At 55.6% G+C, this 26,288-nt stretch carries 30 protein-coding genes; 27 read left to right on the forward strand and 3 right to left on the reverse strand.

Annotated elements, in window-relative coordinates:
- Positions 1 to 37 precede the first annotated feature (37 nt).
- Positions 38 to 358 (reverse strand): YbjQ family protein, encoded by a 321-nt coding sequence (locus ACM6JM_RS22850; protein ID WP_414882528.1) that lies wholly within the window; start codon positions 356 to 358, stop codon positions 38 to 40.
- A gap of 843 nt (positions 359 to 1,201) precedes the next feature.
- Between ACM6JM_RS22850 and ACM6JM_RS22855 the strand changes: the two genes are divergently transcribed.
- The 4 genes from ACM6JM_RS22855 (at position 1,202) to ACM6JM_RS22870 (ending at position 5,089) form a co-directional block, all read left to right on the forward strand.
- On the forward strand, positions 1,202 to 1,684 hold the full coding sequence (locus ACM6JM_RS22855) for a hypothetical protein (protein WP_414882529.1): 483 nt from the start codon (positions 1,202 to 1,204) through the stop codon (positions 1,682 to 1,684).
- 566 nt (positions 1,685 to 2,250) lie between these two features.
- Positions 2,251 to 2,637: a DUF2513 domain-containing protein gene (locus ACM6JM_RS22860; protein ID WP_414882530.1), complete on the forward strand. Its 387-nt coding sequence runs from the start codon at positions 2,251 to 2,253 to the stop codon at positions 2,635 to 2,637.
- A gap of 36 nt (positions 2,638 to 2,673) precedes the next feature.
- Positions 2,674 to 3,801 (forward strand): PIN domain-containing protein, encoded by a 1,128-nt coding sequence (locus ACM6JM_RS22865; protein WP_414882531.1) that lies wholly within the window; start codon positions 2,674 to 2,676, stop codon positions 3,799 to 3,801.
- Positions 3,802 to 3,952: 151 nt separating this feature from the next.
- Positions 3,953 to 5,089 carry a hypothetical protein gene (locus tag ACM6JM_RS22870; protein WP_414882532.1) on the forward strand — a complete coding sequence of 379 codons (1,137 nt, stop codon included), beginning with the start codon at positions 3,953 to 3,955 and terminating at the stop codon, positions 5,087 to 5,089.
- Positions 5,090 to 5,125: 36 nt separating this feature from the next.
- On the opposite strand, the gene ACM6JM_RS22875 is transcribed toward ACM6JM_RS22870, so the two are convergent.
- Both ACM6JM_RS22875 and ACM6JM_RS22880 read right to left on the reverse strand, forming a co-directional pair.
- Positions 5,126 to 6,136, reverse strand: coding sequence for a phage portal protein (locus ACM6JM_RS22875; RefSeq protein WP_414882620.1), 1,011 nt, complete (start codon positions 6,134 to 6,136; stop codon positions 5,126 to 5,128).
- Between the two features lie 11 nt (positions 6,137 to 6,147).
- Positions 6,148 to 7,905, reverse strand: a complete 1,758-nt coding sequence (locus ACM6JM_RS22880; RefSeq protein WP_414882533.1) for a terminase ATPase subunit family protein — start codon at positions 7,903 to 7,905, stop codon at positions 6,148 to 6,150.
- Between the two features lie 155 nt (positions 7,906 to 8,060).
- Here ACM6JM_RS22880 and ACM6JM_RS22885 point away from each other — a divergent pair, with 155 nt between their 5' ends.
- The 23 genes from ACM6JM_RS22885 (at position 8,061) to ACM6JM_RS22995 (ending at position 25,707) form a co-directional block, all read left to right on the forward strand.
- On the forward strand, positions 8,061 to 8,891 hold the full coding sequence (locus ACM6JM_RS22885; RefSeq protein ID WP_414882534.1) for a GPO family capsid scaffolding protein: 831 nt from the start codon (positions 8,061 to 8,063) through the stop codon (positions 8,889 to 8,891).
- Between the two features lie 42 nt (positions 8,892 to 8,933).
- Entirely contained in the window at positions 8,934 to 9,941 is a 1,008-nt protein-coding gene (locus tag ACM6JM_RS22890; protein WP_074690443.1) for a phage major capsid protein, P2 family, read from the forward strand.
- A gap of 10 nt (positions 9,942 to 9,951) precedes the next feature.
- Positions 9,952 to 10,650, forward strand: coding sequence for a terminase endonuclease subunit (locus ACM6JM_RS22895; protein WP_414882535.1), 699 nt, complete (start codon positions 9,952 to 9,954; stop codon positions 10,648 to 10,650).
- A 104-nt stretch (positions 10,651 to 10,754) separates the two neighbouring features.
- On the forward strand, positions 10,755 to 11,225 hold the full coding sequence (locus ACM6JM_RS22900; protein ID WP_414882536.1) for a head completion/stabilization protein: 471 nt from the start codon (positions 10,755 to 10,757) through the stop codon (positions 11,223 to 11,225).
- On the forward strand, positions 11,225 to 11,437 hold the full coding sequence (locus ACM6JM_RS22905) for a tail protein X (protein WP_414882537.1): 213 nt from the start codon (positions 11,225 to 11,227) through the stop codon (positions 11,435 to 11,437). Before ACM6JM_RS22900 ends, ACM6JM_RS22905 begins: the two co-directional genes overlap by 1 nt.
- Positions 11,438 to 11,446: 9 nt before the next feature.
- Positions 11,447 to 11,923, forward strand: coding sequence for a phage tail protein (locus ACM6JM_RS22910; protein WP_414882538.1), 477 nt, complete (start codon positions 11,447 to 11,449; stop codon positions 11,921 to 11,923).
- Entirely contained in the window at positions 11,920 to 12,375 is a 456-nt protein-coding gene (locus tag ACM6JM_RS22915; RefSeq protein WP_414882539.1) for a phage virion morphogenesis protein, read from the forward strand. Before ACM6JM_RS22910 ends, ACM6JM_RS22915 begins: the two co-directional genes overlap by 4 nt.
- Positions 12,376 to 12,457: 82 nt before the next feature.
- Positions 12,458 to 13,672 (forward strand): HEPN/Toprim-associated domain-containing protein, encoded by a 1,215-nt coding sequence (locus tag ACM6JM_RS22920; protein WP_414882540.1) that lies wholly within the window; start codon positions 12,458 to 12,460, stop codon positions 13,670 to 13,672.
- Between the two features lie 101 nt (positions 13,673 to 13,773).
- Positions 13,774 to 14,346 (forward strand): phage baseplate assembly protein V, encoded by a 573-nt coding sequence (locus ACM6JM_RS22925; protein ID WP_414882541.1) that lies wholly within the window; start codon positions 13,774 to 13,776, stop codon positions 14,344 to 14,346.
- The gene (locus ACM6JM_RS22930) at positions 14,343 to 14,687 is read left to right on the forward strand and encodes a GPW/gp25 family protein (protein WP_414882542.1); all 345 of its coding nucleotides are present in this window, start codon (positions 14,343 to 14,345) and stop codon (positions 14,685 to 14,687) included. The genes ACM6JM_RS22925 and ACM6JM_RS22930 overlap by 4 nt, the downstream gene beginning before the upstream one ends.
- Positions 14,684 to 15,595 (forward strand): baseplate J/gp47 family protein, encoded by a 912-nt coding sequence (locus ACM6JM_RS22935; protein WP_414882543.1) that lies wholly within the window; start codon positions 14,684 to 14,686, stop codon positions 15,593 to 15,595. Before ACM6JM_RS22930 ends, ACM6JM_RS22935 begins: the two co-directional genes overlap by 4 nt.
- Positions 15,595 to 16,218 carry a phage tail protein I gene (locus ACM6JM_RS22940; RefSeq protein WP_414882544.1) on the forward strand — a complete coding sequence of 208 codons (624 nt, stop codon included), beginning with the start codon at positions 15,595 to 15,597 and terminating at the stop codon, positions 16,216 to 16,218. Before ACM6JM_RS22935 ends, ACM6JM_RS22940 begins: the two co-directional genes overlap by 1 nt.
- Entirely contained in the window at positions 16,211 to 17,560 is a 1,350-nt protein-coding gene (locus ACM6JM_RS22945; protein WP_414882545.1) for a phage tail protein, read from the forward strand. Before ACM6JM_RS22940 ends, ACM6JM_RS22945 begins: the two co-directional genes overlap by 8 nt.
- 7 nt (positions 17,561 to 17,567) lie before the next feature.
- Complete coding sequence (locus ACM6JM_RS22950; protein WP_414882546.1) at positions 17,568 to 18,131, forward strand: tail fiber assembly protein; 564 nt, start codon at positions 17,568 to 17,570, stop codon at positions 18,129 to 18,131.
- Between the two features lie 118 nt (positions 18,132 to 18,249).
- Complete coding sequence (locus ACM6JM_RS22955; protein WP_414882547.1) at positions 18,250 to 19,419, forward strand: phage tail sheath protein; 1,170 nt, start codon at positions 18,250 to 18,252, stop codon at positions 19,417 to 19,419.
- Between the two features lie 15 nt (positions 19,420 to 19,434).
- A complete protein-coding gene (locus ACM6JM_RS22960; protein ID WP_414882548.1) occupies positions 19,435 to 19,950 on the forward strand; it encodes a phage major tail tube protein in 516 nt (171 codons plus the stop codon).
- A gap of 27 nt (positions 19,951 to 19,977) precedes the next feature.
- Positions 19,978 to 20,304 carry a phage tail assembly protein gene (locus ACM6JM_RS22965; protein WP_414882549.1) on the forward strand — a complete coding sequence of 109 codons (327 nt, stop codon included), beginning with the start codon at positions 19,978 to 19,980 and terminating at the stop codon, positions 20,302 to 20,304.
- Positions 20,305 to 20,312: 8 nt separating this feature from the next.
- The gene (locus ACM6JM_RS22970; protein WP_414882550.1) at positions 20,313 to 20,432 is read left to right on the forward strand and encodes a GpE family phage tail protein; all 120 of its coding nucleotides are present in this window, start codon (positions 20,313 to 20,315) and stop codon (positions 20,430 to 20,432) included.
- Positions 20,422 to 22,980 carry a phage tail tape measure protein gene (locus ACM6JM_RS22975; RefSeq protein WP_414882551.1) on the forward strand — a complete coding sequence of 853 codons (2,559 nt, stop codon included), beginning with the start codon at positions 20,422 to 20,424 and terminating at the stop codon, positions 22,978 to 22,980. The genes ACM6JM_RS22970 and ACM6JM_RS22975 overlap by 11 nt, the downstream gene beginning before the upstream one ends.
- A 5-nt stretch (positions 22,981 to 22,985) precedes the next feature.
- Positions 22,986 to 23,426, forward strand: coding sequence for a phage tail protein (locus ACM6JM_RS22980; protein WP_414882552.1), 441 nt, complete (start codon positions 22,986 to 22,988; stop codon positions 23,424 to 23,426).
- Positions 23,423 to 24,682: a phage late control D family protein gene (locus ACM6JM_RS22985; protein WP_414882553.1), complete on the forward strand. Its 1,260-nt coding sequence runs from the start codon at positions 23,423 to 23,425 to the stop codon at positions 24,680 to 24,682. The genes ACM6JM_RS22980 and ACM6JM_RS22985 overlap by 4 nt, the downstream gene beginning before the upstream one ends.
- 12 nt (positions 24,683 to 24,694) lie before the next feature.
- Entirely contained in the window at positions 24,695 to 24,895 is a 201-nt protein-coding gene (locus tag ACM6JM_RS22990; RefSeq protein WP_414882554.1) for a Com family DNA-binding transcriptional regulator, read from the forward strand.
- Positions 24,856 to 25,707 carry a DNA cytosine methyltransferase gene (locus ACM6JM_RS22995; RefSeq protein ID WP_414882555.1) on the forward strand — a complete coding sequence of 284 codons (852 nt, stop codon included), beginning with the start codon at positions 24,856 to 24,858 and terminating at the stop codon, positions 25,705 to 25,707. Before ACM6JM_RS22990 ends, ACM6JM_RS22995 begins: the two co-directional genes overlap by 40 nt.
- Positions 25,708 to 26,288 lie beyond the last annotated feature (581 nt).

Below are 26,288 nucleotides of genomic sequence, written 5' to 3' on the forward strand. Positions count from 1 at the left end.
AGCACAGAGCCCATTCCGTTGAATGGGCTCACTAGCCTCAGCGCAACTTGACCGCCGTAACGGTCGCAAACACCACAACCATGCCACCCTTCCCTGCGGGCATGCTGATCTCGAAATCCACCCCGACCACCGCATCCGCCTGCAAAGCCCGCGCACGTTCCTTGATCTCATCAGTCGCCTGGATACGTGCCTCCTTCAATGCCCGCTCCAGCGTCTGCGAACGCCCGCCAAAAAAGTCCCGCATGCCCGCGAACATATCGCGAATCACATTCACGCCCTGCACCGACTCGGCACTGACGATGTCCAGATACGCCGTAATCTGCCGGCCTTCGATGGAGTGGGTGGTGGAAATGATCATGGAGGTCGTCCTTTTACATGCCGGATAAAACCGCGATTGTAATGCCCTGGCAAAGGGATGCCGAACCGATCTCTGTGACCAAAAAAATCCGGACGCCAGAATGCACAAAACCCCTGGTTTCTTTCGAAACCAGGGGTTTTGTTTACATCGAATTTGGCGGTGAAGGAGAGATTCGAAACCGCCCGATTGAGATTTTCACGAGGCCAGTGCCCGGTTTATAAGGGGGTTTAGGCCGATAGTTAGCGCGCAAGCGTTCCCATGGCAGTCCCATGTTTTTTTGAGACAAACGACCGCGCAGATAGCTATAGGGGGCTCCTCGCTTTTTGGGGAGCGACATCGGAAAAAGGTAATTTCGAAAACTTAATCCACTGCCTAGCCTGAGAGCCTTGATTTATCTAGCCTGCAGAGGATCGGCATCAGGTAATTTTTGAGTAATGTAGAGGTAAGGTAATCACCTCTTTAAGAAGTAATTTTTTTACATATTAATCCATTATGAATCAATAGCTTACGCCAACATTACATTTTTCATTACTCAAAATCACTGTCTGCGGTAATCCAGTAGAGCCAATGAATACGGGGCTTTCAGCGGTCTACCGATATCCGAATTATCACATTACTTTTTTCCGACCGCGCTCCTGAAAATCAACACAAAATGGGGAGCGAAAGGCTTATTTTGAAGAGGCGCAATTGAAGTGGACCAACACCTACGGCGTCCCCAATTGCCCCTGAGCTATCGGTGGACTCGAGTCAAAAAAGGATTGACCAGAAGCCATGCAATACATAGTATGCGCATGAACGCATACAACGTATGCAACCTTCAATGCAACATCGTCGAGAATAGATATGTTATCCGTACGACTAAATGACACTGTCAGAGACCAACTGGATCTTTGGGCGCTACGCACGGGAGAACCGCGCAACTCTATCATTACCAAAGCCGTCACCCAGTACCTGAGCAGCCTCACATTGGGCGGTATTCCGCTCGAGGAAAGCGTTCAAGAAAACGCGTCCGAGCTGTTCAACAGCTGGTTTTCCAAGCCGGATGAAATGAATGAAAAATTTATGGAGATAAAACGCTGGATCGAAAATGAGGTGATCTGGACGAAAAAGCACTCCCATCCCGAAACGATGACGGGAGCGCCGACTCCAGGCATTTATGGGCGGAACGTCGTAACAGGCTACTACTTCAATCCTGACCGCGAAATTTTTGTGATCAGTAAACACGTAACCTGGCCACCGGCTTCCGGGCTGGACAGCCATCACCTATACGTTACGCCTTATGCTGACTGGACCGAGTACATGCAGGAGGTCAACCGTAAGGCCTAATAGTGCTCCGCCAATGCACTTCGGCTCGAAGGCGACGTGTCTTGATGACGTCGACAATCCGACCCGAAGTGCTTACGTGCGTTGTAGCTGAGCTGCCGCTCCCCTACCTTCACTTGAGTATTTCTATCCAGACTGTCACCTCGGGATACACTGGTGAGTAGATGTAACCGGTGAGCCAGTTCATATGCAATTGATTGTTCAGCGAAGTTTCAGATCAGTCCCTATCCCTACGACTAATCCGGCGTGTCCTTTGCAGGGATTCGCAGGCTTTCTCCCACCACACGATTATCATGACAACGCCCAACCGTGGCTGTCTTAAGTCTTCCGCAGAACTGCGGAAAAAAAGACCTATTTGTACCGCGGGCGAGGTGGGGGGACGACGGCGCGCGCTGTACTAAAGCACTCAAACTACAAACGGCAAACGGCAATCATTATCAGGCGCACGCGCAATTCGTATTGTGGAGTGTGAAAGGCCCTAGAGGGGCATGCAGGGAGACAATTTGCGCTGTAGTATCAAAATGTGGGCACGCGCAGGGCGCAGCCAGAGGTAAAGTCAGGAGAGGTAAATGCAAAGAGAAATGGATCTTATGCGACGGGTTGTTTTAGAAGTAGAGAGCGATCACCAAGGGCCAAACGATTTGGTTTCTTATGAAAATTTTGAGACCGATATGGTGATCGACGGATATACCCCTGCTCAAGTCGAGTATCACCTCAAACTTGCTATAAGTAGTGGTCTCTTTGAACAACCACGAAATGCTGGTGGCTTGTACATATTTTCGGGACTTACTCCTCTTGGGCACGATTTTGCCGACTCTGTCAGAGACGAGAAAATTTGGAGTCTGACAAAAGACGGTGCGCTCAAAGCGAGTGGCTTCACTTTCGACTTATTGGCTCAGTTGGCCAAAGGCTTGATAAAACAAAAGCTCGAAAAACATACAGGAGTCACGCTTTAACGAATAAATAAAAAAACTTGAGTGAATGGAGGCCACGTGAGCGAAGACGAAGAAATCCCTAAATACGACGCACTACTAGTTGATACGTCAATTTTTGATCGGCATGGCCTGCGCTTAGAGCGAGGTCTGCTGGGAAAACTGACTCAGTTTAAAGAGAGCAAATACATATACATACTTCCCGATGTAATAAAAAGCGAAATTAGTAGTCACCTAGAGCGGCATATCAAAACCGCACGCTTATCACTGGAAAAGTCCTTAAGCGATGCATCAGAACATCTTTTTTTCGACGGAAGTGCTTTAACCGATGCAAAAGACAAATTAATTTCAGAAGAAATAATTGAATCACTTGCAAAAAAAAGACTCGATGGATTCATAGAAAAAACTGGCGCACTGGTATTAAACTCTGAAAACCACGTTAGCCTTTCAAAAATCCTAGAAAAATATTTCTCTAATTGCCCTCCGTTTGCTGAAGCCGGGAAAAAGAAAAATGAATTCCCCGACGCAATCACTTTATTCGCTGTAGAGGGATGGGCGTCGAGTAATAATTACCAAGTTTTAGCGGTCGCTGACGATAAAGACTGGGAGGGTTTTTGTCATAACTCTCGGTTCATCACCTACGAAAAAGATCTAGCCGCAGCATTAGCACAACTGAACAAATCAGACCCTAAAATGGTGTTCAACTTGTTAGCAAATTTGAAACAAGCATTAACGGGGGATGAAGCCCAAGATTTTATTGAGAAAGTAGAATGGCTCTTTGAATCAGAGTTGGATAAATACACTCCCGACCAAGAGGCTGATGCATATCATTACTGGGAGGCGGATGGGTGCAGCGTAAAATTCTCTTCCTTCGAGTTCCAGACTTATGACTTTCGTGTAATTGTAAGAAAGCCAGAATATGTAGTACTTGAAACGGACGCCATTATTGCCATTGAGGTTACCGGTGAGTTTTCTCTGTCGGCGGAAGATCCTTATGACGGAGACTACGTCTCACTCGGGAGCATAAGCAAAAGCACAGAAGTAGAATTTGAATCCGAAGTACTTATAACCATTTCCGGCGATCTCAACGGGGATGTAAACCATTTAGATATCCATGACATCGAAATCGTTACAAAGCCAAGCAGCGTCAACTTCGGCACGCTCGAATTTGAGAGTTTTGAAGAATAACAAAGGACCGTTATACTTCACGAAACTTAGAAAGCTTGCAATTGAACATACGGCTAAATCACCGGTACGTCGCAATTGATGTATGTGTTCGGCATTCATTGAAACGACTCTGTATAACGTGCACCATAAATTGACGCTAAAGGATGTGACGATGGAGCAAGACTTTGCGATACTGGTAAGCGAAGCAGCGAATTCGCTTTTTAATATAGTTTTCAGCATTTCACAAGATTGCATCGCTTACGCCACTCTTATACTTCAGGCTCTCCAAGCATGGATTAAAGAAAATGGCTTCTGGTATCAACTTTCGCTATCACTATTCTCCGCCGTAGTTTTTTACACGATCTTCAATTTACTCCCACAGAGAGCGAAAAGAAAAAAACTACGACCTATAGTCATCAGAGACCTAAACTCTCTCAAACAAGATTTATTTTTTTTATTCTGCACAACCATGAAAGACACTTATTACAACTCTTCAAGCGACTTTCAATCAGAAATAAGATCGGGAAACTTAAACGAACACGATCTAAAGTTAGGACTTCAGAACAAATGCTTCACCCTAAAGCATGTCAGCGATATAAATCTGCAAAAAATAATGATACCCATCGGAGACACATTACTTGAGCACAAAATAACTTGCGAAGAAATCATTGATAAGATTTTTAACCTTAGTGACTACACAACTGCTAAAGAAATACTTTTGATTGAGGAAATACGACTAAAGTTAAACACTTACCGGATCGAAACCACTCCGGGGCCATTCATGGCACTTATTCCAAGCTGCTCATATTTAGCATACGCATATTACCCACTTTATTTGCTTTACCTAGAATTACAGGCCTCGCTTTTGAATCACACCCCGAAAAACGAAAAACAAGCTATAGATAAAATTGCCTTTCTATACGACTCAGGGAAATTCAAAGCATGCGCTAAACTAGCAAGAAAATGGCTAAAAAATGGCGACAAACACACATCACTCTATCAAATGAGGTTAATCGAGAGTCTCTATAAACTTGGACACTTAAAAAAAGCTTACAAACTCTTGAGAGGTTTTTATCACGACAAAGGGCCATACGGTAGCCTCATGTCAATGCGCAATCATCTTGATTTTTTTAAGGATGACGAGATTGCCTTATCAATTATAAAACAGGCTTTTGACACAAGTGAATATGAACAAGCAAAGGCCCAATTAGAAAAAGAAAAAAACAACCAAATAGCCTTCATAGAAAATAACAAAAAGCTTTCACAACTTTTTGCGTCAATTAGTCCGGGCTATGAAGCTTTCAAATAAAACGTCATACGCTATCGGTTGCTCAACGGTGGGGCATTAAGCCCCGCTAATCTCATACAACTTAAATTTTACAACCTCTTCGCCAAGCCATTCATTTATCTGCGTCATCCGAGTCTGAATCGGTTCCAACTCATTGGCCGCATAGATCTGTGCTGCCTCCCGAATTGATCCAAACCCACCCGCGTTTTGAGGAACGATGCCCATCAACTGCGGTGGAATGCGCAGGCTTGCCAACACGTCATCCCGCGTCTGATTCTTGATCGAATTGAATTCATCCTTCGCCGCCACCTCGCTGACCGGGATCAGCTGAATCCCGTCCTTCTTGCCAGTAGGCGAGTAGACGAACAGGTTGCGGAAGTTGCCTGGCCCCTTCGACTCCTTCAGCGCCTTGCGTAGCGCATCAATGTCAGCCTCGGTCTGCGCCGCGTCCGTCATGTACAGAATGAACCCTGCATGACTGCCATTCTCGTAATACTTGCGTCGAAACAATGTCGCCGACTCGTTCAATAACGCCGACTGCAAAGCGCTGATCCACTCCGGCAACCCATAAATCTCCTGGTGCAGATCCGCCTCACGCAGGTGAAAAATGCTGTCCGGCTCAAACGCATGCTCATCCTTCCACCCGCGCACCTGGTAAAACTGCCCGTCCGGCCCCGCGCGCATGTACTTAGCCAACGGCGTCTCCAGCTTCCGAACCCCGCCCAACCGCGAACGCCGCCCCTCAAAATACCCATTGCCCAGACACAAGAAGTCCAGGGCGAACTGCTCAAACGAAGCCCGCGACAGCAGCGGATGCGGGATAAACGTCTTGCTCAACAGGTTGCGCTTGAACATCAACCCCGAGTGCAGATGCACGCTCGCCCCCACTGATCGAGCCAACCCGTCCAGCGACAACGGCGGCTCATACCACCGCCCGTTGAACCAGCACTCCAGATAATCGAAGACCTCCCGGCCACCCAACACCGGCGTCGGCTCGCCGAAAGAAAACACCTGCGTCCCGGCGCCGGTAGCGGACGTGGTTGCGGGCAAAAGCGTCTGGTTGGCCATTTGTTCGGTCATCAGTAAATCTCCATGCGCCCGGTGTTGGCAGTGGTCTGCCCCTCAAGCGGTTCGTGGTGCAATGCGTGGAAGAGCGCCCAGGCCAGGTCGGCGTGGCCGGTGTTGTCGTTGCGGCCGGCGGTGTAGGTGTACTGGCGACCGCCAGCGGTGACGGTCTTGCGGATTGCCATCAGCGACTGCGCCATGTCGGTCCAGCCGGCGTCGAATTCGAGCCGCCCCTTGTGGATCACGTCGTAGGCCTTGAGTACGAGGCGGGTTTTGACTTCGGGGGAGTAGCTGAAGGTGGCCACCGCCGGGAAGAACTGGCGCACCAGTTGGGCCACGCCGCTGCCCAGGCCGGTCACGTCGATGCCGATATAGGTCACCCAGTAGCGGTCGCAGACGCTTTTGATGAACGCGGCCTGCGCGGCGAAGTCCATGCCCCGGAATTGGTGGCGCTCGAGGATGCGAAACTTGCCACCCGGTACCAGGGGCGGCGCGACCACGACCATGCCGGAACAGTCGCCCGTCTCGGCCGGGTCGTAGCCAATCCAGACCTGGCGGTCGCCGAACGGGCGCATGGCGAAAGGTTTGTAGTCCTCGGCCCACTCGACCCAGCTATCCACCATGCAGGACTGCAACAGGGTCAGCGGGAAGATGCTCGCGCCGTCATCGACAAACTCGCACATCAGCAGGTTGGCGAACGCCTCGGGGCTGTATTCGCGGCGCAGTTCTTCGATGTCGAACAGGTCACAACCGCCCCGCTCCGCGTCGAGGATCGTGACGATCTGCCGCCACAACCGATCCTCACAGAACCGGCCCTGCTGGAGCGCGCTGTGGGATACATCCACCTTCGTATGCTGCGCGGCGGGCTTGCCCTTGTTGAAGCGCTCGCCCGTCCAGAATGTGTACGCCTCATGGGCCATGCTCGACGGCGTGGAAAAGTAGGTTTTGCGCCACTTCTTGTGCATCGCCATGCCCGAGGCGACCTTATTCAGCTCTTCAAACTTGAACGTCCAGAAGAACTCGTCGAAGTAGAAATTGCCGTGGTAGCCCTGGGCGGTCCGAGCGTTGGTGCCGAGGAAAAACAGCTCGGCACCGTTGGGCAGAACGATGGGATCGCCAGTCAGCTCGACACCGATAATCTCGCGGCAGAACGCCTGAATGTAGCCCCGGAACAGGTAGGCCTGGTTCTTCGAAGCCGACAAGAAAATCTGGTTGCGCCCGGTCTCCAGCGCATCGATGAACGCCTCGCGGGCGAAGTAGTAAGTCGCGCCGATCTGCCGGCTCTTGAGGATGACGCGAGTGCGCTGATTGCCGGCGCGGTACCAATCCTTCTGGTAGTCGAAACAACCATCGACGAAGGCCTCACGCAGCAGCTCGATCTGGTCTTCGTCAATCTCGTTCTTGATGGCCTTTTTCTTCGGCTCGGCGTTGCGCTTGGCAAGGTTCGGGTTGAGGTCGGTTTCGGTACCGCCTCCCTGAAAGCGCTGGATCCGAGCTTGGCGCTCCAACTGCCGGTGCAGCAGGTCGATCTCTTTGAAGTCACCGCCGCTCTTATTGTCCTTGAGGATCAACTGCACCAACCGCGCTTCCAGTGCCCCGCCGATGCGCTCGACGTTGTCGGCCCGGTCCCACTCGTCGCGGGCCTTCCAGCTGTGTAGCGTTTTTTCCTTTTCGCCCGTAGCCTCGGCAATCTCGCAGATGCGCCAACCCATCCAGTACAGGAACTTGGATTGGCGGCGGGGATCGATGGGCAACAGTGCGGTCGTAGTCATGGCCGCGATGCTGCCGCCCGCGCCCGCGACTCAATAGCGCCGCCCCTTGTAGCCCCCCTCCCTACAGTCCCGCCTCGTTGCCGCAACTCGCGCGCGTCACGACCATGCCCCTCATCGCACAGCTTTCAGCGCCCCACGCATTGAGGATTCCCGGCATGAAGAAATTTCGCAGCAATTGGTTCCGCGTCGCCGTCGAGGGCGCCACCTCCGACAAACGCCACATCAAACGCACCTGGCTGGAACAAGCCGCGAAGAACTTCAGCACGTCCACCTACGGCGCCCGCATCTGGCTGGAGCATTACCGCAGCGTTTTGCCGGATAGCCCTTTCAAAGCCTATGGCGACGTGCTCGCGGTGAAGACGGAGGAAGTCGATATCGGCGGCCAGAAGAAACTGGCGTTGTTCGCCCAGGTCGAGCCAACGCCCGAGCTGATCGCCATGAACAAGGCCAAGCAAAAAATTTACACCTCAGTCGAAATTGACGAGAGCTTCGCCGACACCGGTGAGGCCTACATCGTCGGTCTGGCGGTCACCGATTCGCCGGCCAGCCTGGGCACCGACGTCCTGGCGTTCTCAGCCCAGAAACCTGACGTCAGCCCGTTCAAGGATCGCCACTACTCCGCGACCTCGATGTTCACCGAGGCGGTCGAAATCGAACTCACCTTCGAAGAATTTGAAGAAAAGCCAAGCATCGGCGCCCAATTGTTCAACAAGGTGCAAAACCTGCTCAAGGGCAAGCAAGCCAAGGACGAGAGCGAGTTTTCGCAGATCAGCGATGCCGTCGAAGCCGTCGCCGAACACGTCAAGGATCTACCCGACCAACTCGCCGCCGAGAAGAAATTCTCTACCGGTTTGAAAAGCCAGCTCGATCAACTGAGCAAGGACTTCACCGAGCTGAAAACCAAACTCGCCAACACCCAAGACCACAACCAAAAGACGCGTCCACCGATAACCGGCGGCGATCACTCGGTCGTGACCGACTGTTAACAGTCCCCCCACTGCCGCCCCGAATATCCAAGGACGACCACCATGCGCAACGACACTCGAGTACTGTTCAACGCCTACCTGCATCAGCTTGCTCAACTGCACGGCGTAAGCGACGTCACCACCAAATTCACCGCAGCACCAAGCGTTGCTCAGACGCTGGAAACCCGAATTCAGGAATCCAGCTCGTTCCTCAGCTCGATCAACATTTACGGCGTGTCTGAGCAGTCCGGCGAAAAGATCGGCATCGGTATCGACGGCACCATCGCCAGCACCACGGACACCACCGTGAAGGATCGCGAACCGCGTGACCCGAGCAGCCTGGACAACCGTGGATACACCTGCACCCAGACGAACTTTGACACTGGCCTGCGTTACCAGAAGCTGGACCAGTGGGCAAAATTCAAAGACTTCCAGGCACGCATCCGCGACGCAATCATCAAGGCTCAGGCACTCAACCGGATCATGATCGGCTGGAACGGCACCAGCCGCGCCGCCACCTCGAACCCGACAACCAACCCGCTGTTGCAGGACGTGAACGTCGGCTGGCTGCAAAAGATGCGCGTAGAGAACGAAGCGCGCGTCATGGCCGAGGTCTCGGCCGGTAGCGGCAAAATCGAAATCGGCGCAGGCAAAGACTTCGAAAACATTGACGCGCTGGTCATCAGCATGGTCAACGAATTCATCGACCCGTGGTATCAGGAAGACACCGATCTGGTGGTTATCTGCGGGCGTCAACTTTTGGCCGACAAATACTTCCCGATCATCAACAAAACTCAGGCGCCGACTGAAATGCTGGCTGCCGACATCGTCACCAGCCAGAAACGCCTGGGCAACCTGCCGGCGGTGCGGGTGCCGCACTTCCCCCCGAACGGTCTGCTAGTCACTCGCCTCGATAACCTGTCGATCTACTGGCAAGAAGGCACCCGCCGCCGCACCGTCGTGGACAACGCGAAACGCGACCGCGTCGAGAACTATGAGTCGGTCAATGAAAGCTACGTGATTGAAGACCTGGGCTGCGCAGCCATGGCCGAAAACATCACCCTGAGTTGAGGCCGACACCATGACCAATCCTTGCCGGCGCCATTTTATGCGTGTCAGTGCGGCCATCGAAGCGGCAGCGGCCAATCCCACTCAAACCATGGCCGGCGCCACGGCTTACGAACATCAGCTCAACCAACTGCTGCAAGACCGTCTGCGCCTGAAACAGGTGCAATCGAACCAGGGCAAGGCGGAACTCAAACGGCTGCTACTGCCCGAATACATCCCCTATGTGCAGGGTGTACTGGAACGTGGCCAAGGTGCGCAGGACGATGTGATGACGACCATCATGGTCTGGCGTATCGACGCTGAGGACTATAGCGGCGCTCTGGATATTGCCGACTATGTCCTCAAACACAAACTGGTTATGCCTGACCGGTTCGAGCGCACCACCGGATGCCTGGTTGCGGAAGAAGTAGCCACCGTTGCCCTCAAGGCGCAGAAGGTCGGCGAACCGTTCGACCTGGCCATCCTGCATCGCACCGCCGAACTGACCGACGCCGAAGACATGCCGGACCAGGCCCGCGCCAAGCTGTTCCTCGCCATGGGCCGCGCGACACTGGAGGGCATAACCGACGACAAACCCGGCCAGCCCGGACAGGTGCAAGCCGGCATCGAACTGTTGAAAAAAGCCATCGACCTGCACGACGCCTGCGGTGGCAAGAAGGATCTGGAGCGGGCCGAACGCCTGCTCAACAAACTCGCCGCCAATGGCGGCTAACCGAGCGTCTCCACGCACCCCGCCGGCTCGGGGCGGCTCGGCCAGGCCGCTCCTCCTGAATGTGAAGCCCCGACCACCGGCGACCTACAGCAGAGCGCAGATTCATGAGCGGATTCGTAGCGGGCGGTACCGGCACCACCTCCCCGGCCGGCCACATCAACACCGACCCCTTCTGGCCATCGATTGATCTTGACGACGTGCGCGGCACATTACGCATCGACGCCAGCGTCACCCCGATCCGCCTTGAGACTGCGACCATCGCCGCCGCGATCATCGTAAACCGCGAGTTCGCCGAATGGCGCCGCGCCCAACAGGCCAACGGCTACGCCACCCTCGACGAAGTCCCGGCCGAACTGATCAAGGGCATTTCAGAGCGCGTCCACCTCTACCAGCGAGCGATCTGCGCCGCGACCGGCGCGGAGATCTGCGAACGCTACCGCTCCTACGACAGCACCAACAGCGGCAACCAGAACGCCGAGCAACTGACCCCTAGCATCGACGAACTGCGCCGCGACCAACGCTGGGCCGTGCGCGACTTCCTCGGTCTGGGCCGCACCACCGTGGAGTTGATCTGATGACCGTCAGCATCCGCGCCCAGCAGAACGACACTGTCGATGCCCTGTGCTGGCGTCACTATGGGCGCACCGCCGGCGTGACCGAGGCGGTACTCGAAGCCAACCCCGGCCTCGCCGATCACGGCCCGACCTTGCCGCAAGGCCTTATGGTGCAAATGCCCGAAATCCAGGCTGCTGGCCCGCAACGGCAGACGGTGAACCTATGGAACTGAGAAACAACGATGAACAAACCTGAAAACCTGCGTGCTCATTTACTCGCCACTGTCAGTGAGCTGAAGCACAACCCTGACCGGCTGTTGATTTTCATCGACAACGGCAAGGTCCGCTGCACCGCAGCGCATACGTTCTCGTTCGAGTACAGCTTCGACCTGCAGGTCATCCTCACCGACTTCGCCGGTCACCCCGATAGCGTCATGCTGCCGCTGCTTGGATGGCTGAGCATCCACCAATCGGATTTGCTGGAGAACCTGAGCAAGGCCTCAACTGGTATCCGGTTCGAGGCCGACATCCTCGATAACAGCAAGGTCGATATGAGCCTGACGCTCCCCTTGACCGAGCGAGTGGTGGTGGGCAAGGACGACCAGGGCAACACCACCATTCGACATCCCGGCGAACCGCAACGGGCTGCCGACTTTCTCGATCCTAACTGGATACCTGGCGCACAGGGCACTGGCAGTGAATGGGGGCTTCCGCAATGACCAACCGGTTGGAGGCGCTGGAAGAATGGGCAGCGGGATTGCTTGGGCAGCTTGAGCCGGCATCCCGCAACAAGTTGGCGCGGAGCATCGGCCAGGAGTTACGGCGCAGCCAGCAGCAACGAATCATTGCCCAGCAGAACCCGGATGGCAGCAAGTATGCGCCGCGCAAAAAGCGCAACCTGCGTGAGAAACGGGGCCGTGTGAAGCGGAAAGTGAAGATGTTTCAGAAGCTGCAGATGGCAAGTTTTATGAGAGTGCATGTTGATGGGAATGCTATCAGTGTTGGCTTTACCGGACGAATCTCTTGGATCGCAAAAGTTCATCAATTCGGTTTGAATGATCGCGCCGAGCGGGATGCCCCAAAGGTTACTTACGAGCGTCGAGAGCTACTCGGGTTCACCGAGTCAGACTTAGCATTGATACGCGACAGTCTTCTCACCCATTTCACCTGACTCGGACCATCAAATCGCTATTTTTGTTTTTGTTACGAAGATAGACTCACCAGCATCATTACCCGCTTCCCAAGGTGAAGACATGTCAAGCTGGTCTGGTGTATCTCTCGATGGAATGCCGATATTTGATTCGCAAAACCATTATAGCGAATGGTATTTTAGAAAGTCCGAACGAGTTATAGAAAGTTACAGAGCAGAGGAGCTGTACAAGAACTCACCCTATGAGCCGGGGACAGTTGTAAAAAAATACCTTTACAAAATGACAGCTGAAAAACTGCGCAGACGGCTCGACTTAGATGGATACAACTACAACACTTTAGAGCAAGAATTCAATGAGCAACATCAACAGCTTTGCTTCGACATTGAAGAAACGCTCACCATAGCGCCCGAGAGAATTTCCGAGTTTGCTGATACGGTCAGGAACTCTACCCTTAAAGATTGGATCGATTGCCTGAAAGTAATAAAACAGGAAAAGAAATCCTTATACCTACCTATCTCAACATCGCTCAACGAACACAATGAAAAACTATTGAAGTTCATGCTCGGAGTTGATCTTTATTTTACAAATCGGCCTACCGCGGGCGACTATGACTTTCCGTGCAAAACATATGAAAGCTATGCAGTAGCACTTTTGGAGATTACCTCTCCCGACGCAGAATGCGTTCTAGACATTACAGAACTGGTCGATGGTGGCTGGACTGAAGCGTTCGATGACCTAGTTGAATTCCACCAAGAGCATACGAAATTCTATGAAGTATTCACTACGGCGATAGAGGATATCAACGAGGTTTCCAGCTTATCCACTAGCAACCCAACACTCGCAAGAATGTTATATGCAGCGGTAATTACCGCACTGGAAACTTACCTTTCCGACACTTTAAAAAAACAAGTAATCAATAGGGAGGCGATTAAAAAGAAATTCGTAAAAAGCCATGATGCATTTAAAGAGAAAAAGTTTACCCTGTCGGAATTTTATGAAAAACAAGCGATAATGAATGACTCAATAATTTCCGAAATTGACAGAATTAGCTTCCACAATCTCGATAGGATACCAGGACTGTATAAATCAGTACTTTCTACGACATTTCCAGCAGAACACCTACCAAAGTTAAGATACGCAATAACCAATCGCCATGACATTGTGCATCGCAACGGGAAGAATATTCAAAACAAACCGTTGGCCGTTACGAGCGCTGATGTAAACGAGCTAATCCAACTCGTAGATACAACTGTCAGATACATCGACAGGCAAATCAAAGATGGATTGCTCGATGACTTGGATCAAGCTGGAGATTAATCGAGGTCAATTCACCGAAACGCCTGGACAGTAGTTGTAGTCAGGGCTCATACAAACTTCCAACGCTGCACTCAGTCTGTCATGGCGCCACCATCGGCGCCATGAACGACTTAGCCACCCTCGCCCGCCTGATCGAAAACCTCATCCGCCTCGGCACCATCGCTGCCGTCCAGATGAAGCCCCCGCGCGTTCAGGTCAAAACCGGAACGCTCACCACCGGCTGGCTCCCATGGATCGCCGCCCGCGCCGGTGCCGACCGCGAGTGGAACCCGCCCACCATCAAAGAGCAGGTCATCCTGTTTAGCCCCTCCGGCCAGCTCGGCAACGGCATCGTCCTGACCGGTCTGTTCAGCGACCAGATTCCTGCGAATGGCGACCGCGAAGGCCTGCATCGCTGCACCTACCGCGACGGCACTGTCATCGAGTACGACAGCGTCGCCCACCACCTGAACGTCACGCTGGCCGAAGGCGGCACCACCAACCTGACCAGCACGGGCGGCATCCACATCGTCGGCCCGATCACCCATGAGGGCGACTACACCCAGACCGGCAACCAGAACATCACCGGCAAAGTCACCGTGTCTGTGGACGTGGTCGCGGCCAACATCAGCCTGGTCAACCACCCGCACGGCGGCGTCATGCCCGGCGGTGCGAAAACAGGTAAGCCGGAATGAACCGAGAAACCGGCGCGGCCCTCGGCTTGGTCGAACACATCGCCCAATCCATCACGGACATCCTGACCACACGCATCGGCACCCGCGTGATGCGCCGTGAATACGGCAGCCTGCTGCCTGAGCTGGTCGATCAGCCGTTCAACGACTTCACCCGTTTGCAGGTCTACGCAGCCACGGTCATGGCGCTGATGCGATGGGAAACCCGCATCAGCCTAAGTCGTATCCAGTTCATCGGCGCGAACCTTCAGGGCCAGGCGTCGCTGGAGTTCGAAGGCACCATTGTCGATAAAAATCAGCCGCTGAGTCTGAACGTGCCTCTGCAACTGGGAGGCAGCGTATGAATAGTTTTGTCGCCATCGACCTCGGCCAACTGCCGGCGCCGCAGATCGTCGAACAGATCGATTACGAGCAGATCCTCGCCGAACGCAAGGCCCACGCCATCAGCCTCTGGCCAGCCGAGGAACAGGCCGAGATTGCCGCGCGCCTCAACATGGAGTCGGAGCCGCTGACCAAGCTGCTCGAGGAAAATGCCTACCGCGAAACCATCTGGCGCCAGAGAGTCAACGAAGCCTCCGTTGCCAACATGCTCGCCCTGGCCAGGGGTACCGACCTCGAACAGCTCGCCGCCAACTTCAACGTGAAGCGACTGGTCATTCAAGCCGCAAACCCGACAGCTGTGCCGCCCTTACCCAAGCTGATGGAAAGCGACGACAGCCTGCGCGAGCGCGCACAGATGGCATGGGAAGGCCTCAGCACTGCGGGCCCGCGCAACGCCTATATCTTCCACGCTCGTTCCGCTGACGGTCAGGTCGCCGACGCCACCGCTGAGAGTCCGGCGCCGGCCGAGGCGGTAGTCACGGTGCAATCCGTGCTGGGCGATGGCACCGCTTCACAAGCTCTGCTGGATAAGGTCGAAGCCTATCTCAGTGACGACGACCGTCGGCCCGTGGCGGATCGTCTGACGGTCCAGGGCGCGGAGGTCATCAACTACCAGGTCAAAGCCAAAATTTACCCGCTGACCAGTGGCCCCGAAACCGAACTTGTCCTCGCCGCTGCCGAAGCTCAGCTACTCAAATTCGTGCACCAACGGCGGCGCCTCGCGTTGGAGGTCTCTGAATCCATTGTTCACGCCGCGTTGCACGTAGAAGGCGTGCGCAAGGTCGTGCTGGAAGATTGGGAAGACATCGTCGCCACCAAATACCAAGCGCCGTACTGCACGAAAATCGAATTGGCGTTGGGGATCGAATGATGACCTATCAAACGTTGCTGCCAAGCAATTCGACGCCGCTGGAATTACAGGCCGCGGAAGCTCTAGCACAGATCCAACGCGTACCCATTCCCCTACGCACGCTGTACAACCCGGACAAATGCCCCCTGCCCTTGCTGCCGTATTTGGCCTGGTCGTTTTCAGTCGATCGCTGGGACTCTCAATGGTCCGAATCCGCCAAGCGCTCAGCCATCAGCTCGGCGTATTACATCCACTCCCGCAAAGGCACGCTCGGCTCACTGCGACGCGTCGTCGAGCCGCTGGGTTTTGCGATTGAAATCGTGGAATGGTGGCAGACCATTCCGCTCGGTCCGCGTGCGACGTTTGCCCTGAACATCAGCGTGTCCGGAACCGGCATCACCGAACAGATGTACCAGGAACTGACCTGGCTCATCGATGACGCCAAGCCTCTCACCCGCCACCTGACGGGCCTCGACATCATTCTGGAAACACGCGTCGAGTCCTATGCGGCGATTGCTACCGATGACGGCGACGAAATCGATGTTTACCCGTGGATAAACCCGGACATCGACGTGTTCATTCAGAGCTACGGCGGCGCAAGTATTTACACCCTCGATGAAATGGAAGTGTACCTTCATGGTTGATAAGAACACCCTGTTCGGCGGCATGCTCACCACCCTCGGAGCCGCCAAGAAAACCAATTGCGACGCCCTCGGCATTCCTTGGGAGCCGAGCCATATGTTGATCGGTGATGCCGATGGTGCCGATCCTGTGCCTGACCCTGCGCAAACTCGGCTCATCAACCCGGTACACCGCGCTCCGCTCAATCAGCTGCGCGTCTCTCCTACCGATCCGAACGTTCTGATCGCTGAAGTGGTGCTCCCCCCGGAAGTCGGCGGTTGGTGGATGAGAGAGCTGGCGTTGGAAGACAAGGACGGCGTCTTTTCTGCGGTGGCGAATCTTGCTCCCAGTTACAAGCCGCTGCTGGCCCAAGGTTCGGGACGCAACCAAGTGGTGCGCATGCACATCATCACCAATGGCACCGCCAACATTCAGTTGAAAATCGATCCCTCAGTTGTACTGGCTACCCGCGATTTTGTGGATCGCTCTATACGAGATGCCTACTCGCGGCCCTACACGCTGATTCGCGAAGGCAAAAGCCTCACCTCCGAGCACATGGGTCTGGTGCTCTGTGACGCCAACAATGGTGCGGTGACGTTGGAGCTCCCACCTTCCGATTCGAAATTGACGAGACGAGAAATTCTGATACGTCGCAAAGACCACTCAGGCCATCGCGTGGTGGTTCGAGCGCATGGTTCAGATCGCATCCTGTTCCATACGCATCTTTCCCATAACGGGTATCCGTTTCTACCCCTGATGGGTACGGGCGATTGGTGGCACTTGTGTGCGGACGGGCGTGGCCACTGGTGGCCCCTCGGGCGACTGGATACGTTGCCGCTGGGGCATCCCGTTTTTGAAACCACTACCCAGTTCAGTCCGGGTGGATACGCCGCGTTGAATGGTCGAACGTTTGAACGCTCAGAGTGGCCTTGGCTTTGGGATCACGCGCAGCAGTCAGGAATGCTCAACACCGAGCAACACAGCATAGGTAACGAGGGCGGATGGATCGCACAAGATGACGGTTTAACCTTTCGCGGACCAGAAGGCAGGGGCGAATTTCTACGAATACTGGACGAGTCACGCAACGTGGATGCAGGTCGGAAACCTGGTTCTTGGCAAAAGGGCTCAAGACAAACCTACGACGCCAGGGGTGACGAGATTGTCGCGCTAACAACAAGCCTCACCCAAGAGTATTTGGTACGAGCCCACGACATCCATGGGTTCGACCTGGGTGAAAACGCGAATTATGAAGAAAGCCTACTGGCATTTGAACAATCTGACATTTTGGAAGGAAGCGAAGTCGGTGCAATTGCAACATCGCGCCCTCGAAACATCGCCTATCCAGGACGGATCAAAATCATTTGAGGCAGCGATGACGAATTACTTGATTGATAACGCGGGTGTCTTGACAGGGCCGATCGAGTTTCCGGTCGTGCCGGGGCTTGGGGTCGAAATACCAAGCAACGCAGTACGACTGACACGGCCACTGGGGCCTGCAAAACCAGGTCATGTCTGGGTCATGGTTGATGGCTTGCCGGAGGAACGGGTAGACCACCGTGGCATCCTCTACCGAACCGATACCGGGAAATCATTGCTATGGCGAGAGGTCGGCGAACTCCCCGATACGGTGACGATAAAAGCGTGGCCTGGCCCCCACCATCACTGGACAGGTGAGGATTGGAAGCTGGATCAGTCGGACCTGGCGGAGAAAAAAAGGTCTGAGGTACTGAGGGAGCGTGACGCCTTGATGCAGCACGCCCAGCTGCGCATCGCCCCGCTGCAGTATGCAGAGCAACTGCAGTTGATAACGCCGGACGAACAAACGGCTCTAATGGGCTGGATGCGTTATTGCGTCGAACTCAATCGAATTGAGCAAAGCACTGGGTTTCCCATCAGCATGGAGTGGCCCGTTCCTCCAACCGCAGGTACACCCTGAATCAGTTGCAATTGCCAGTCGCACCTTGTTGACCTGCTCGATACAACTGCCGCGCCTCGTCAGCTTTTGATAAGCGCGGCAGCCTGTGTGGTGTCTTCTCTCACCACGCAGATTAACCATGTCCGATTATCTACACGGCGTGCGAGTCATCGAACTCAACGATGGCTCTCGCCCGATTCGCACCATTCCGACGGCTGTCATCGGCATGGTCTGCACCGCCGATGATGCCGATGCGGCGACCTTCCCGCTGGATACGCCTGTACTGGTCAGCAGCATTCAGACAGCCATTGGCAAGGCCGGCGTGAAAGGCACTCTCGCCACCAGCCTGCAAGCCATCTCCGACCAGACAAAACCTTACGTCATCGTTGTGCGCGTGAAAGAAGGTGAGGACGAATCGGCAACCGCGAGCGCCTTGATCGGCACTACCACGGAAACCGGTAAATACACCGGCATGAAAGCCTTACTCGCCGCCAAGTCACGGCTGGGCTTGGTGCCTCGTATTTTGGGCGTGCCGGGCCTCGATTCATTGCCTGTCGCCACCGCCCTCACCTCTATCGCCCAGCAACTGCGAGCTTTTGCCTATGTCAGCGCCTGGGGCTGCCAAACCAAAGAAGAAGCCGTTGCCTACCGCCGCCATTTCGGTGCTCGGGAAGTGATGGTTATCTGGCCTGACTTTCAGAGCTGGAGCACCGCCACCAACAAGACCACCACTGCCAGCGCCGTGGCCAACGCACTCGGTTTGCGCGCCAAGATCGATCAGCAAGTTGGCTGGCACAAAACCCTGTCCAACGTGACCGTCAACGGGGTTACCGGCATCAACGCCGACGTGTTCTGGGACCTGCAAAACCCGGCCACCGACGCCAACTACCTCAACAGCCACGACGTCACCACGCTGATCAACGAAGGTGGCTTTCGCTTCTGGGGTAGCCGCACTTGCAGCGACGACCCGTTGTTCGCTTTCGAGAGTTACACACGCACCGCGCAAGTGCTGGCTGACACCATGGCCGGCGCGCAGATGTGGGCAATGGACAAGCCGCTGCACGCGTCGCTGGTGCGCGACATGATCGAGTCAGTAAACGCCGAGTTTCGTACCAAAATCGCTGGCGGCTATCTGGTCGGCGGAGGCTGCTGGTATCCCGAAGACATCAACACCAAAGACACGCTCAAGGCCGGCAAGCTCTGGCTCGATTACGACTACACACCGATCCCGCCGCTGGAAGACCTGACCCTGCGCCAGCGCATCACCGACCGTTACCTCATCACCTTCGCCAGCCAGATCAACCGCTAACCGGAGAACGGCGCCATGGCCCTGCCGCGCAAACTGAAAAACCTCAACCTGTTCAACGATGCCAACAGTTACGTGGGCGTGGTCAAGACCGTCACCCTGCCCCCGCTCGGTCGCAAGATGGAAAGCTATCGCGGCGGTGGCATGAACGGCCCGGTCAAGGCTGACCTGGGTTTCTCCGATGACGGTATCCAGTTCGAATGGAAGACCGGCGGACTGGATCTGATTTCTCTACGTCAGTTCGGTGCGGTGAATGCTTCAGGTGTTGCGCTGCGTTTTTCCGGCGCGTTTCAGCGGGACGACACTGGCGACGTCAGCGCCGTGGAAGTGGTCATGCGCGGCCGTCACGAAACCATCGAAATGGGCGAAGCCCAACCCGGCGAAGACACCGAACACAGCATCACCACCACTTGTTCCTACTACAAGCTCGTCGTCGATAACGAGGACATCATCGAGGTCGACCTGCTGAATTTCATTGAGAAAGTGAGCGGTGTGGACATGCTCGAAAAGCAACGCGCCGCCCTCGGTCTCTGACTTTCCCTAGCCCTGTGGATACTTCCCATGCAGAACATTGAATCAGTCGAAATCACATTGCCGGACGACAACACCGTCACGCTCGACAGCCCGATTACTCGCGGCAAAACCACAATCGATTCGCTCACGTTGCGTAAGCCGCAGTCCGGCGAGCTGCGCGGCCTTCAATTGGTCGAGCTGCTGAACATGGATGTCGGAACCCTGATCAAACTGCTACCGCGCATCACGTCGCCCAGCATTACCGCACCCGAGGCGGCGGGAATGGATCCGGCGGACCTTCTGGCGTGCGGCAGCAAGATCTCCGGTTTTTTGTTGCAGAAGTCGGTGAAGACGGATGTCTGCCTCGTTGCGTAGAGGACGCCATGGCTGACCTGGCCGTGGTCTTTCACTGGGCGCCGGCGGACATGGGTTCGCTGGGCCTGCAGGAGCTGATGGAATGGCGCGAGCGCGCCAGGTTGCGGAGTGTCGCCGATGGCGAATGATCTGAAACTGAGGGTGTTGCTGAGCGCGATCGATCAAGCCACGCGCCCACTCAAGGCCATCAATAGCGGCAGCATCGGTGCGGCCCGTGCTTTGAAAGAGGCCCGTGAGCGCCTGAAGGCACTCAACGCCCAGCAGAAAGATGTCAGCGCATGGCGTTCGCAGCGGGCGGCTGCACATGCGACCGCTCAGGCACTCAGCGCTGCGCGCGACAAGGTCAAAACCCTGAGCCAGCAGTTCGCTTCAACCGGCGTTCCCACCAAGGCCATGACGCAGGACTTTCGCAATGCCGTGCACGAAGCACAACGGCTCAAGCAACAGCATCAGCATCAAAGCGAACACCTGCAACGCTTGCGCACTCGGCTGCACGACGCCGGTATTCACACCAAAGACCTGAGCCAGCATGAACGCCGATTGCGTGAACACACCGACGTCGCCAATCAAAGCATTGCTGAGCAAACCCGGCGATTGGCGGCGTTGGGTGCTCAACAGCGAAGGCTGGCAGCCGAACGCGTCGCATTGGAAAACCAACGGAACGTCACCCGCTCCCTCGCTGAAAAAGGCGCCGTCGCCACTGCCAGTGGTGGCGCAGCTCTGTACGCCGGCGCGAAGACGATCATGCCGGGAATCGACTTCGACGCCAGCATGAGCAAGGTGCAAGCCATCACTCGGCTCGATCACTCTTCCGCCGAGCTGACGGCGTTGCGCAAGCAAGCTCGGAGCCTGGGCGGGTCAACGCAGTTCACGGCCGGTCAAGCTGCTGATGCACAGGGTTTTCTGGGCATGGCCGGCTTCGAACCGAAAGCAATCAGAGCGGCCATGCCCGGCATGCTCGACCTCGCATCAGCCGGTGGCACAGATCTCGCTCTGACCGCCGATATCGCGTCGAACGTTCTCTCCGGGCTCGGTATGGAGGCCGCGCACATGAGCAAACTGGGCGATGTGCTGGTGGGTACGTTCACCCGCTCCAACACCAACTTGCAGATGCTCGGCGAGACGATGAAATACGCCGCGCCGATGGCGAAAACTTACGGTGTTGAGCTGGAAACGGCGGCCGCGATGGCGGGCAAATTAGGCGATGCAGGTCTGCAAGGCAGCATGGGCGGCACCGCATTGAGTTCGATCATGAACCGTCTGGCAGCCCCGCCGAAAGCCGCTGAGAAAGCGCTGGCCCAACTGAAAATCCACACCGCCGATGCTCACGGCAATCTGCGGAAAATGCCGGACATCCTCAAGGAGATCCATGACAAAACCAAAGGTCTGGGCACCGCCGAAAAAGGTGGATTGCTCAAGGCCATCGCCGGTGAAGACGCCGTCAAAGGCATGGCCCAGCTGGTTGAACAAGCTGGCACCGGTGAGCTGCAAAAGCTGATCGCCAGTTTGCGCACCAGCCAAGGCGAAGCCACCCGCACCGCGCGGGTGATGGCGGACAACCTGAAAGGCGATCTGACAACGCTCGGCAGTGCCTGGCAGGACCTGGGGATCGAATTGCAGGACCAACAGGATGGATCTTTGCGCTCATTGGTCCAGTCGGTAACAGAGGTCGTACGTGGCGTGAAAACGTGGGCCGCCGAAAACCCGAAGCTCGCGGCCGGGATCGTGAAAACTGTCGCGATTATTGCGACGCTGGCGGTAGTGCTTGGCGGTCTGATGGTGACAGTTGCCAGCGTGATGCTGCCGTTCGTGGCGTTTCGTCTGATGTTTTTGAGCTTGGGTATTCGCCTGCCTAGGCTGATCAGTTTGCTCTGGAAACTCGGCCGAAAGGTACTGCCATTTGTGGGCCGCGCCCTGCTCATCCTCGGGCGAGCGCTGGCGTTGAACCCGATCGGCTTGGCAATCACCGCCATTGCCGGCGCGGCCTATTTGCTCTACGAAAATTGGGACGCTGTGAAGCAGTATTTTTCCGAGACGTGGAAAGAGATCAAGGCCAGCTTCAACGGCGGCACCGCCGACATACTCAAAACCCTGATCAACTTCAGCCCCGTCGGAATGCTCTACAAGGCCTTCGCTGGCGTCATGAAATACCTGGGCATCGAGCTGCCCGGACGCTTCACCGAGTTTGGCGGAATGATCATCGATGGACTGGTAAAAGGACTGAAAGCCGGATTCGGCCAGCTTAAGAATGTGATGGGCGAAATTGGTGATTCAACCGTCGGTTGGTTCAAGGAAAAACTCGGGATTAATAGCCCTTCACGTGTTTTCGCCGAATTGGGCGGCTTCACCATGGCGGGGCTCGCACAGGGACTGGAACAGAACCAAAATCATCCGACTCGTGTGCTGAGCGGATTGGCTCAGCAGCTCAGTTCTGCGACCGCGTTAATCAGTTTTGAACCTGGCCAGTTCACCCATTCGCTGACGGTCGATGACCGCGCGCCCCTCAGACCGGTGACACCTTCGATCCAAGACAGTCACGACACCTACGAGATCAATATCCACGCGGCTCCAGGCATGGATGCGTTGGCAATTGGCCGCGCTGTGCGGATCGAGATGACCCGCGTCCAGCAAGAAAAAGAAGCCCGCCGACGCAGCCGCTTAGCTGATCTGGAGTAGAGCCAATGATGCTTGCATTGGGCATGTTCGTTTTCAGCCTTTCCACCGCCGCCTACCAAGAGCTGCAACGCCAAACCGAATGGCGCCACGCGAGCAGCAACCGAGTCGGCGCCGCGCCAGCCCGGCAGTTTGTCGGGCGCGGTGAGGACTCGATCACCCTACCCGGCGTCATTCTGCCGGAGCTGGCTGGCAGCGCTCTCAGTCTCGATGCCCTGCGTCTGATGGCCAACACCGGCAAGGCTTGGCCCATGGTCGAGGGCAGCGGCCGGATTTACGGTCTGTGGGTCATCGAAAGCCTGAGCGAAACCAAGACGATTTTCTTCCGCGACGGCACGCCACGCCGGATCGAATTTACGCTCAACCTTAAGCGCATTGATGACGACCGGATCGACCTGATCGGCGCCGGTACCAGCGCCGGCGTCAGTATCATGAGGGCGCTGCTGTGATCGATGCCGCCCTCTCCCGTGTCACTGGCTTTCTGGACAACATCATCGACCGCTACAAGCGCGAGGCAGCCTACCCAGTGCCCGCCTTCCGCATCACGGTGGACGGCAAGGATATCGCTCAACTGATCAGCCCGCGCCTGATGAGCCTGGAGCTGACTGACAACCGTGGCATTGAGGCCGATCAACTCAGCATCACCCTCAGCGACCATGACGGGCTGCTGGCGATCCCACCCAAGGGCGCGGTAGTTCGGTTGTGGCTCGGTTGGAGTGATACCGGACTCGTCGACAAGGGCACCTACATCGTCGACGAAACAGAACACTCCGGAGCGCCCGATGTGCTGAGCATTCGCGCCCGCTCAGCCGATCTACGTAAAGGCCTGAAGACCAAACGCGAACGCAACTGGAGCAACACCACGCTCGGCGACGTGCTGGGTGACATCGCCCTGGGCAATGGCTTGACCGCCACCATCGCCAGCCCCCTCGACGGGCTGCCCATCCTGCAGCTCGACCAGGCCAACGAATCCGACGCCAACCTGATCAGCCGCGTCGGCGAAGAATTCGATGCCGTGGTGACCGTCAAGGCCGGCCGTCTGTTATGCCTGCCAGCGGGCGGCGGCAAGACTGCCAGCGGCGCCGATCTACCCCACATCACCCTCACCCGCGCTGACGGCGATCAGCACCGCTATCTGCGAGCCGACCGCGACAGTTACGACGGCGTGCGGGCCTACTTCTACGACGTGAACAGCGCCAAGAAACAAGAAGCCATCGCCGGCGGTGGCGAGAACCTCAAGGATCTGCGGCACACCTACAGCGACCGACAGTCGGCCCTGCGTGCCGCTCGGGCCGAATTCAATCGCCTGCAACGTGGAAGCGCGACGCTCAGCTACACCCTGGCCATGGGCCGGCCCGATCTGATCCCGGAGCTGACCTATACGCTCGAAGGGGTGAAGACGGAGATTGACGAGATCATCTGGTACGGCGGCAACGTGCAGCACACCCTCAGCGCAGACAGTGGCTACACCGTCAGCCTGGAAATGGAGAGCAAGCTGCCGGAAGACACTGTTGAGCATCTGGCCGAGCAGAACCGAAACGATTACACGGGGATCATTGCGTATTACCGCGACAAGAAAACCGGGAAGGAAAAATCGGTGACATCCGGCGATCAGAGCAAGGCGCGTCGATCGCGCTGGTTATACGCCACGGAAAATGCAGCCAAGCGCGCTGCTGACCGCGAATGGAAAAAGATGCAGAGATAACAAGGACGACTCATGCAAGACATCCGCTGCGGCCACTGTTGCCGCAAACTCGCCGCCGCCAGCGGCTTCACCGAACTACAGATCAAGTGCCCGCGTTGCCGGACACTCAACCACCTGAAGGACCCGAGCCTCCCCCCAGCGTGCCGCGAGCATCCAGAACAACGAGTTCCTGAATGCAGCAACCCACCCTTGGAAGCCTGTTCGCAGGCATAGGAGGCTTTGATCTTGGATTTGAAAACGCCGGATACCGCAGCGCCTGGCAAGTCGAACTCAACCCCATCAACCGGGCTGTGCTTGCCGATCGATTTCCCCATGCACAGCAATTTGAAGACGTGCGCCAATGCGGCGCTCACAACCTCTGTTCAGTCGATGTCCTCACCGCCGGATTCCCCTGCCAGGACATCAGCGTCGCCGGCGCCCGCGAAAGCAACCGAGACACCCGTGGACTGCGCGGCGCCCGCAGCGGCCTGTTCTGGGAAGTCATACGAATCCTCAAGGAAATTCAACCTCGCTGGGTGGTGCTTGAGAACGTCGTTAACCTGCTCGCTGTCAACGATAGCCACGACTTTGAAACAGTCATCCGGGCCCTTGCGGACTGCGGGTATGTGGGATTTTGGCGAGTGCTTAATGCTCAATATTTCGGAGTCCCCCAGCAGCGTCGTCGAATATTCCTGGTCGCGGGTTTTAGACGCATGCCCCCCTTCGAGTTGCTGGCTGACGCCGCGCCAGTGGACGCAATACCTCCAGCGTCTCGATCGCAGCGCTGGCCTCGGCCGGCGGATGCCTGGGCTGCCAATACTTTATTGGCCAACAGCGACGGATCCCAGATCCCTCTGGGCTGTACCACTTTCGTCGCTCACGCGCACGGATGGGATCAGATGGCTGAGCGGCAGCGAGCGTCTGAGGATGATGGGTTTTGCCTCGGACTGGATGCGGCCAACCTTGCGGAGGCTTTCGCTGCCGGAAATGCCGTTGTTGCGCAGGTCGCGGAGTGGCTGGGAAAAAAACTGATCAACGTTAGTTAACAAGAAAACTAGCAGGCCAATCGTCATTACCCTGTGTTTTTTGGAACCAACTTGGTCTGTGATGCGGCAAGGTCACGACTACAAATAACCGTGACCGATCCGCACATTACATAAAAGCCTACACTTGTTTTCGTTCAATCTAGTGTGATTATTTCGCCAACAGGTCCTGTTGTAACTGTATAGGTAACCCTCTCTCCAGCAGAGACAAGTCTACCATAGCTACTAGCAATGACTACCGGGCCTCCATCGTCGGGCTTGATTTCGGTAATAGTCTTAACACGATCTTGCGTATAATACTCAGAATCAGAAGTAGCGGTACCCGAGTAATGTTTAGTCACAATTGGAGTAGGCATTCCATTCACCTCACATTCAAATAATAAGATATTTTTTGCATCTCAATTGATGCAAATTCGTATATACACCCACCAACAACTCGTCACCACTGTCAGAAATAACAGGTTCATCGTATTTCATAGAGGAACCAATACCACTTGTCTGAAATTGGCGATAGCGCAGCATAAATACTTCCACATATGGAGGCGCCTCGATGCTCGGCTTTTCTGCCGCTTGTGGTTGACATA

The organism is Pseudomonas sp. IT-P2 (assembly GCF_949767575.1).
GTDB classification, from domain to species: Bacteria; Pseudomonadota; Gammaproteobacteria; order Pseudomonadales; family Pseudomonadaceae; genus Aquipseudomonas; species Aquipseudomonas pharyngis.

What these genes read in the sequence shown, in the direction of transcription:
- ACM6JM_RS22850 (WP_414882528.1), bottom strand. Translation starts at nt 358, where the DNA reads ATGATCATTTCCACCACCCACTCCATCGAAGGCCGGCAGATTACGGCG.
- ACM6JM_RS22855 (WP_414882529.1), top strand. Translation starts at nt 1,202, where the DNA reads ATGTTATCCGTACGACTAAATGACACTGTCAGAGACCAACTGGATCTT.
- ACM6JM_RS22860 (WP_414882530.1), top strand. Translation starts at nt 2,251, where the DNA reads ATGCAAAGAGAAATGGATCTTATGCGACGGGTTGTTTTAGAAGTAGAG.
- ACM6JM_RS22870 (WP_414882532.1), top strand. Translation starts at nt 3,953, where the DNA reads ATGGAGCAAGACTTTGCGATACTGGTAAGCGAAGCAGCGAATTCGCTT.
- ACM6JM_RS22875 (WP_414882620.1), bottom strand. Translation starts at nt 6,136, where the DNA reads ATGGCCAACCAGACGCTTTTGCCCGCAACCACGTCCGCTACCGGCGCC.
- ACM6JM_RS22880 (WP_414882533.1), bottom strand. Translation starts at nt 7,905, where the DNA reads ATGACTACGACCGCACTGTTGCCCATCGATCCCCGCCGCCAATCCAAG.
- ACM6JM_RS22885 (WP_414882534.1), top strand. Translation starts at nt 8,061, where the DNA reads ATGAAGAAATTTCGCAGCAATTGGTTCCGCGTCGCCGTCGAGGGCGCC.
- ACM6JM_RS22890 (WP_074690443.1), top strand. Translation starts at nt 8,934, where the DNA reads ATGCGCAACGACACTCGAGTACTGTTCAACGCCTACCTGCATCAGCTT.
- ACM6JM_RS22895 (WP_414882535.1), top strand. Translation starts at nt 9,952, where the DNA reads ATGACCAATCCTTGCCGGCGCCATTTTATGCGTGTCAGTGCGGCCATC.
- ACM6JM_RS22900 (WP_414882536.1), top strand. Translation starts at nt 10,755, where the DNA reads ATGAGCGGATTCGTAGCGGGCGGTACCGGCACCACCTCCCCGGCCGGC.
- ACM6JM_RS22905 (WP_414882537.1), top strand. Translation starts at nt 11,225, where the DNA reads ATGACCGTCAGCATCCGCGCCCAGCAGAACGACACTGTCGATGCCCTG.
- ACM6JM_RS22910 (WP_414882538.1), top strand. Translation starts at nt 11,447, where the DNA reads ATGAACAAACCTGAAAACCTGCGTGCTCATTTACTCGCCACTGTCAGT.
- ACM6JM_RS22915 (WP_414882539.1), top strand. Translation starts at nt 11,920, where the DNA reads ATGACCAACCGGTTGGAGGCGCTGGAAGAATGGGCAGCGGGATTGCTT.
- ACM6JM_RS22920 (WP_414882540.1), top strand. Translation starts at nt 12,458, where the DNA reads ATGTCAAGCTGGTCTGGTGTATCTCTCGATGGAATGCCGATATTTGAT.
- ACM6JM_RS22925 (WP_414882541.1), top strand. Translation starts at nt 13,774, where the DNA reads ATGAACGACTTAGCCACCCTCGCCCGCCTGATCGAAAACCTCATCCGC.
- ACM6JM_RS22930 (WP_414882542.1), top strand. Translation starts at nt 14,343, where the DNA reads ATGAACCGAGAAACCGGCGCGGCCCTCGGCTTGGTCGAACACATCGCC.
- ACM6JM_RS22935 (WP_414882543.1), top strand. Translation starts at nt 14,684, where the DNA reads ATGAATAGTTTTGTCGCCATCGACCTCGGCCAACTGCCGGCGCCGCAG.
- ACM6JM_RS22940 (WP_414882544.1), top strand. Translation starts at nt 15,595, where the DNA reads ATGACCTATCAAACGTTGCTGCCAAGCAATTCGACGCCGCTGGAATTA.
- ACM6JM_RS22945 (WP_414882545.1), top strand. Translation starts at nt 16,211, where the DNA reads ATGGTTGATAAGAACACCCTGTTCGGCGGCATGCTCACCACCCTCGGA.
- ACM6JM_RS22950 (WP_414882546.1), top strand. Translation starts at nt 17,568, where the DNA reads ATGACGAATTACTTGATTGATAACGCGGGTGTCTTGACAGGGCCGATC.
- ACM6JM_RS22955 (WP_414882547.1), top strand. Translation starts at nt 18,250, where the DNA reads ATGTCCGATTATCTACACGGCGTGCGAGTCATCGAACTCAACGATGGC.
- ACM6JM_RS22960 (WP_414882548.1), top strand. Translation starts at nt 19,435, where the DNA reads ATGGCCCTGCCGCGCAAACTGAAAAACCTCAACCTGTTCAACGATGCC.
- ACM6JM_RS22965 (WP_414882549.1), top strand. Translation starts at nt 19,978, where the DNA reads ATGCAGAACATTGAATCAGTCGAAATCACATTGCCGGACGACAACACC.
- ACM6JM_RS22970 (WP_414882550.1), top strand. Translation starts at nt 20,313, where the DNA reads ATGGCTGACCTGGCCGTGGTCTTTCACTGGGCGCCGGCGGACATGGGT.
- ACM6JM_RS22975 (WP_414882551.1), top strand. Translation starts at nt 20,422, where the DNA reads ATGGCGAATGATCTGAAACTGAGGGTGTTGCTGAGCGCGATCGATCAA.
- ACM6JM_RS22980 (WP_414882552.1), top strand. Translation starts at nt 22,986, where the DNA reads ATGATGCTTGCATTGGGCATGTTCGTTTTCAGCCTTTCCACCGCCGCC.
- ACM6JM_RS22990 (WP_414882554.1), top strand. Translation starts at nt 24,695, where the DNA reads ATGCAAGACATCCGCTGCGGCCACTGTTGCCGCAAACTCGCCGCCGCC.
- ACM6JM_RS22995 (WP_414882555.1), top strand. Translation starts at nt 24,856, where the DNA reads ATGCAGCAACCCACCCTTGGAAGCCTGTTCGCAGGCATAGGAGGCTTT.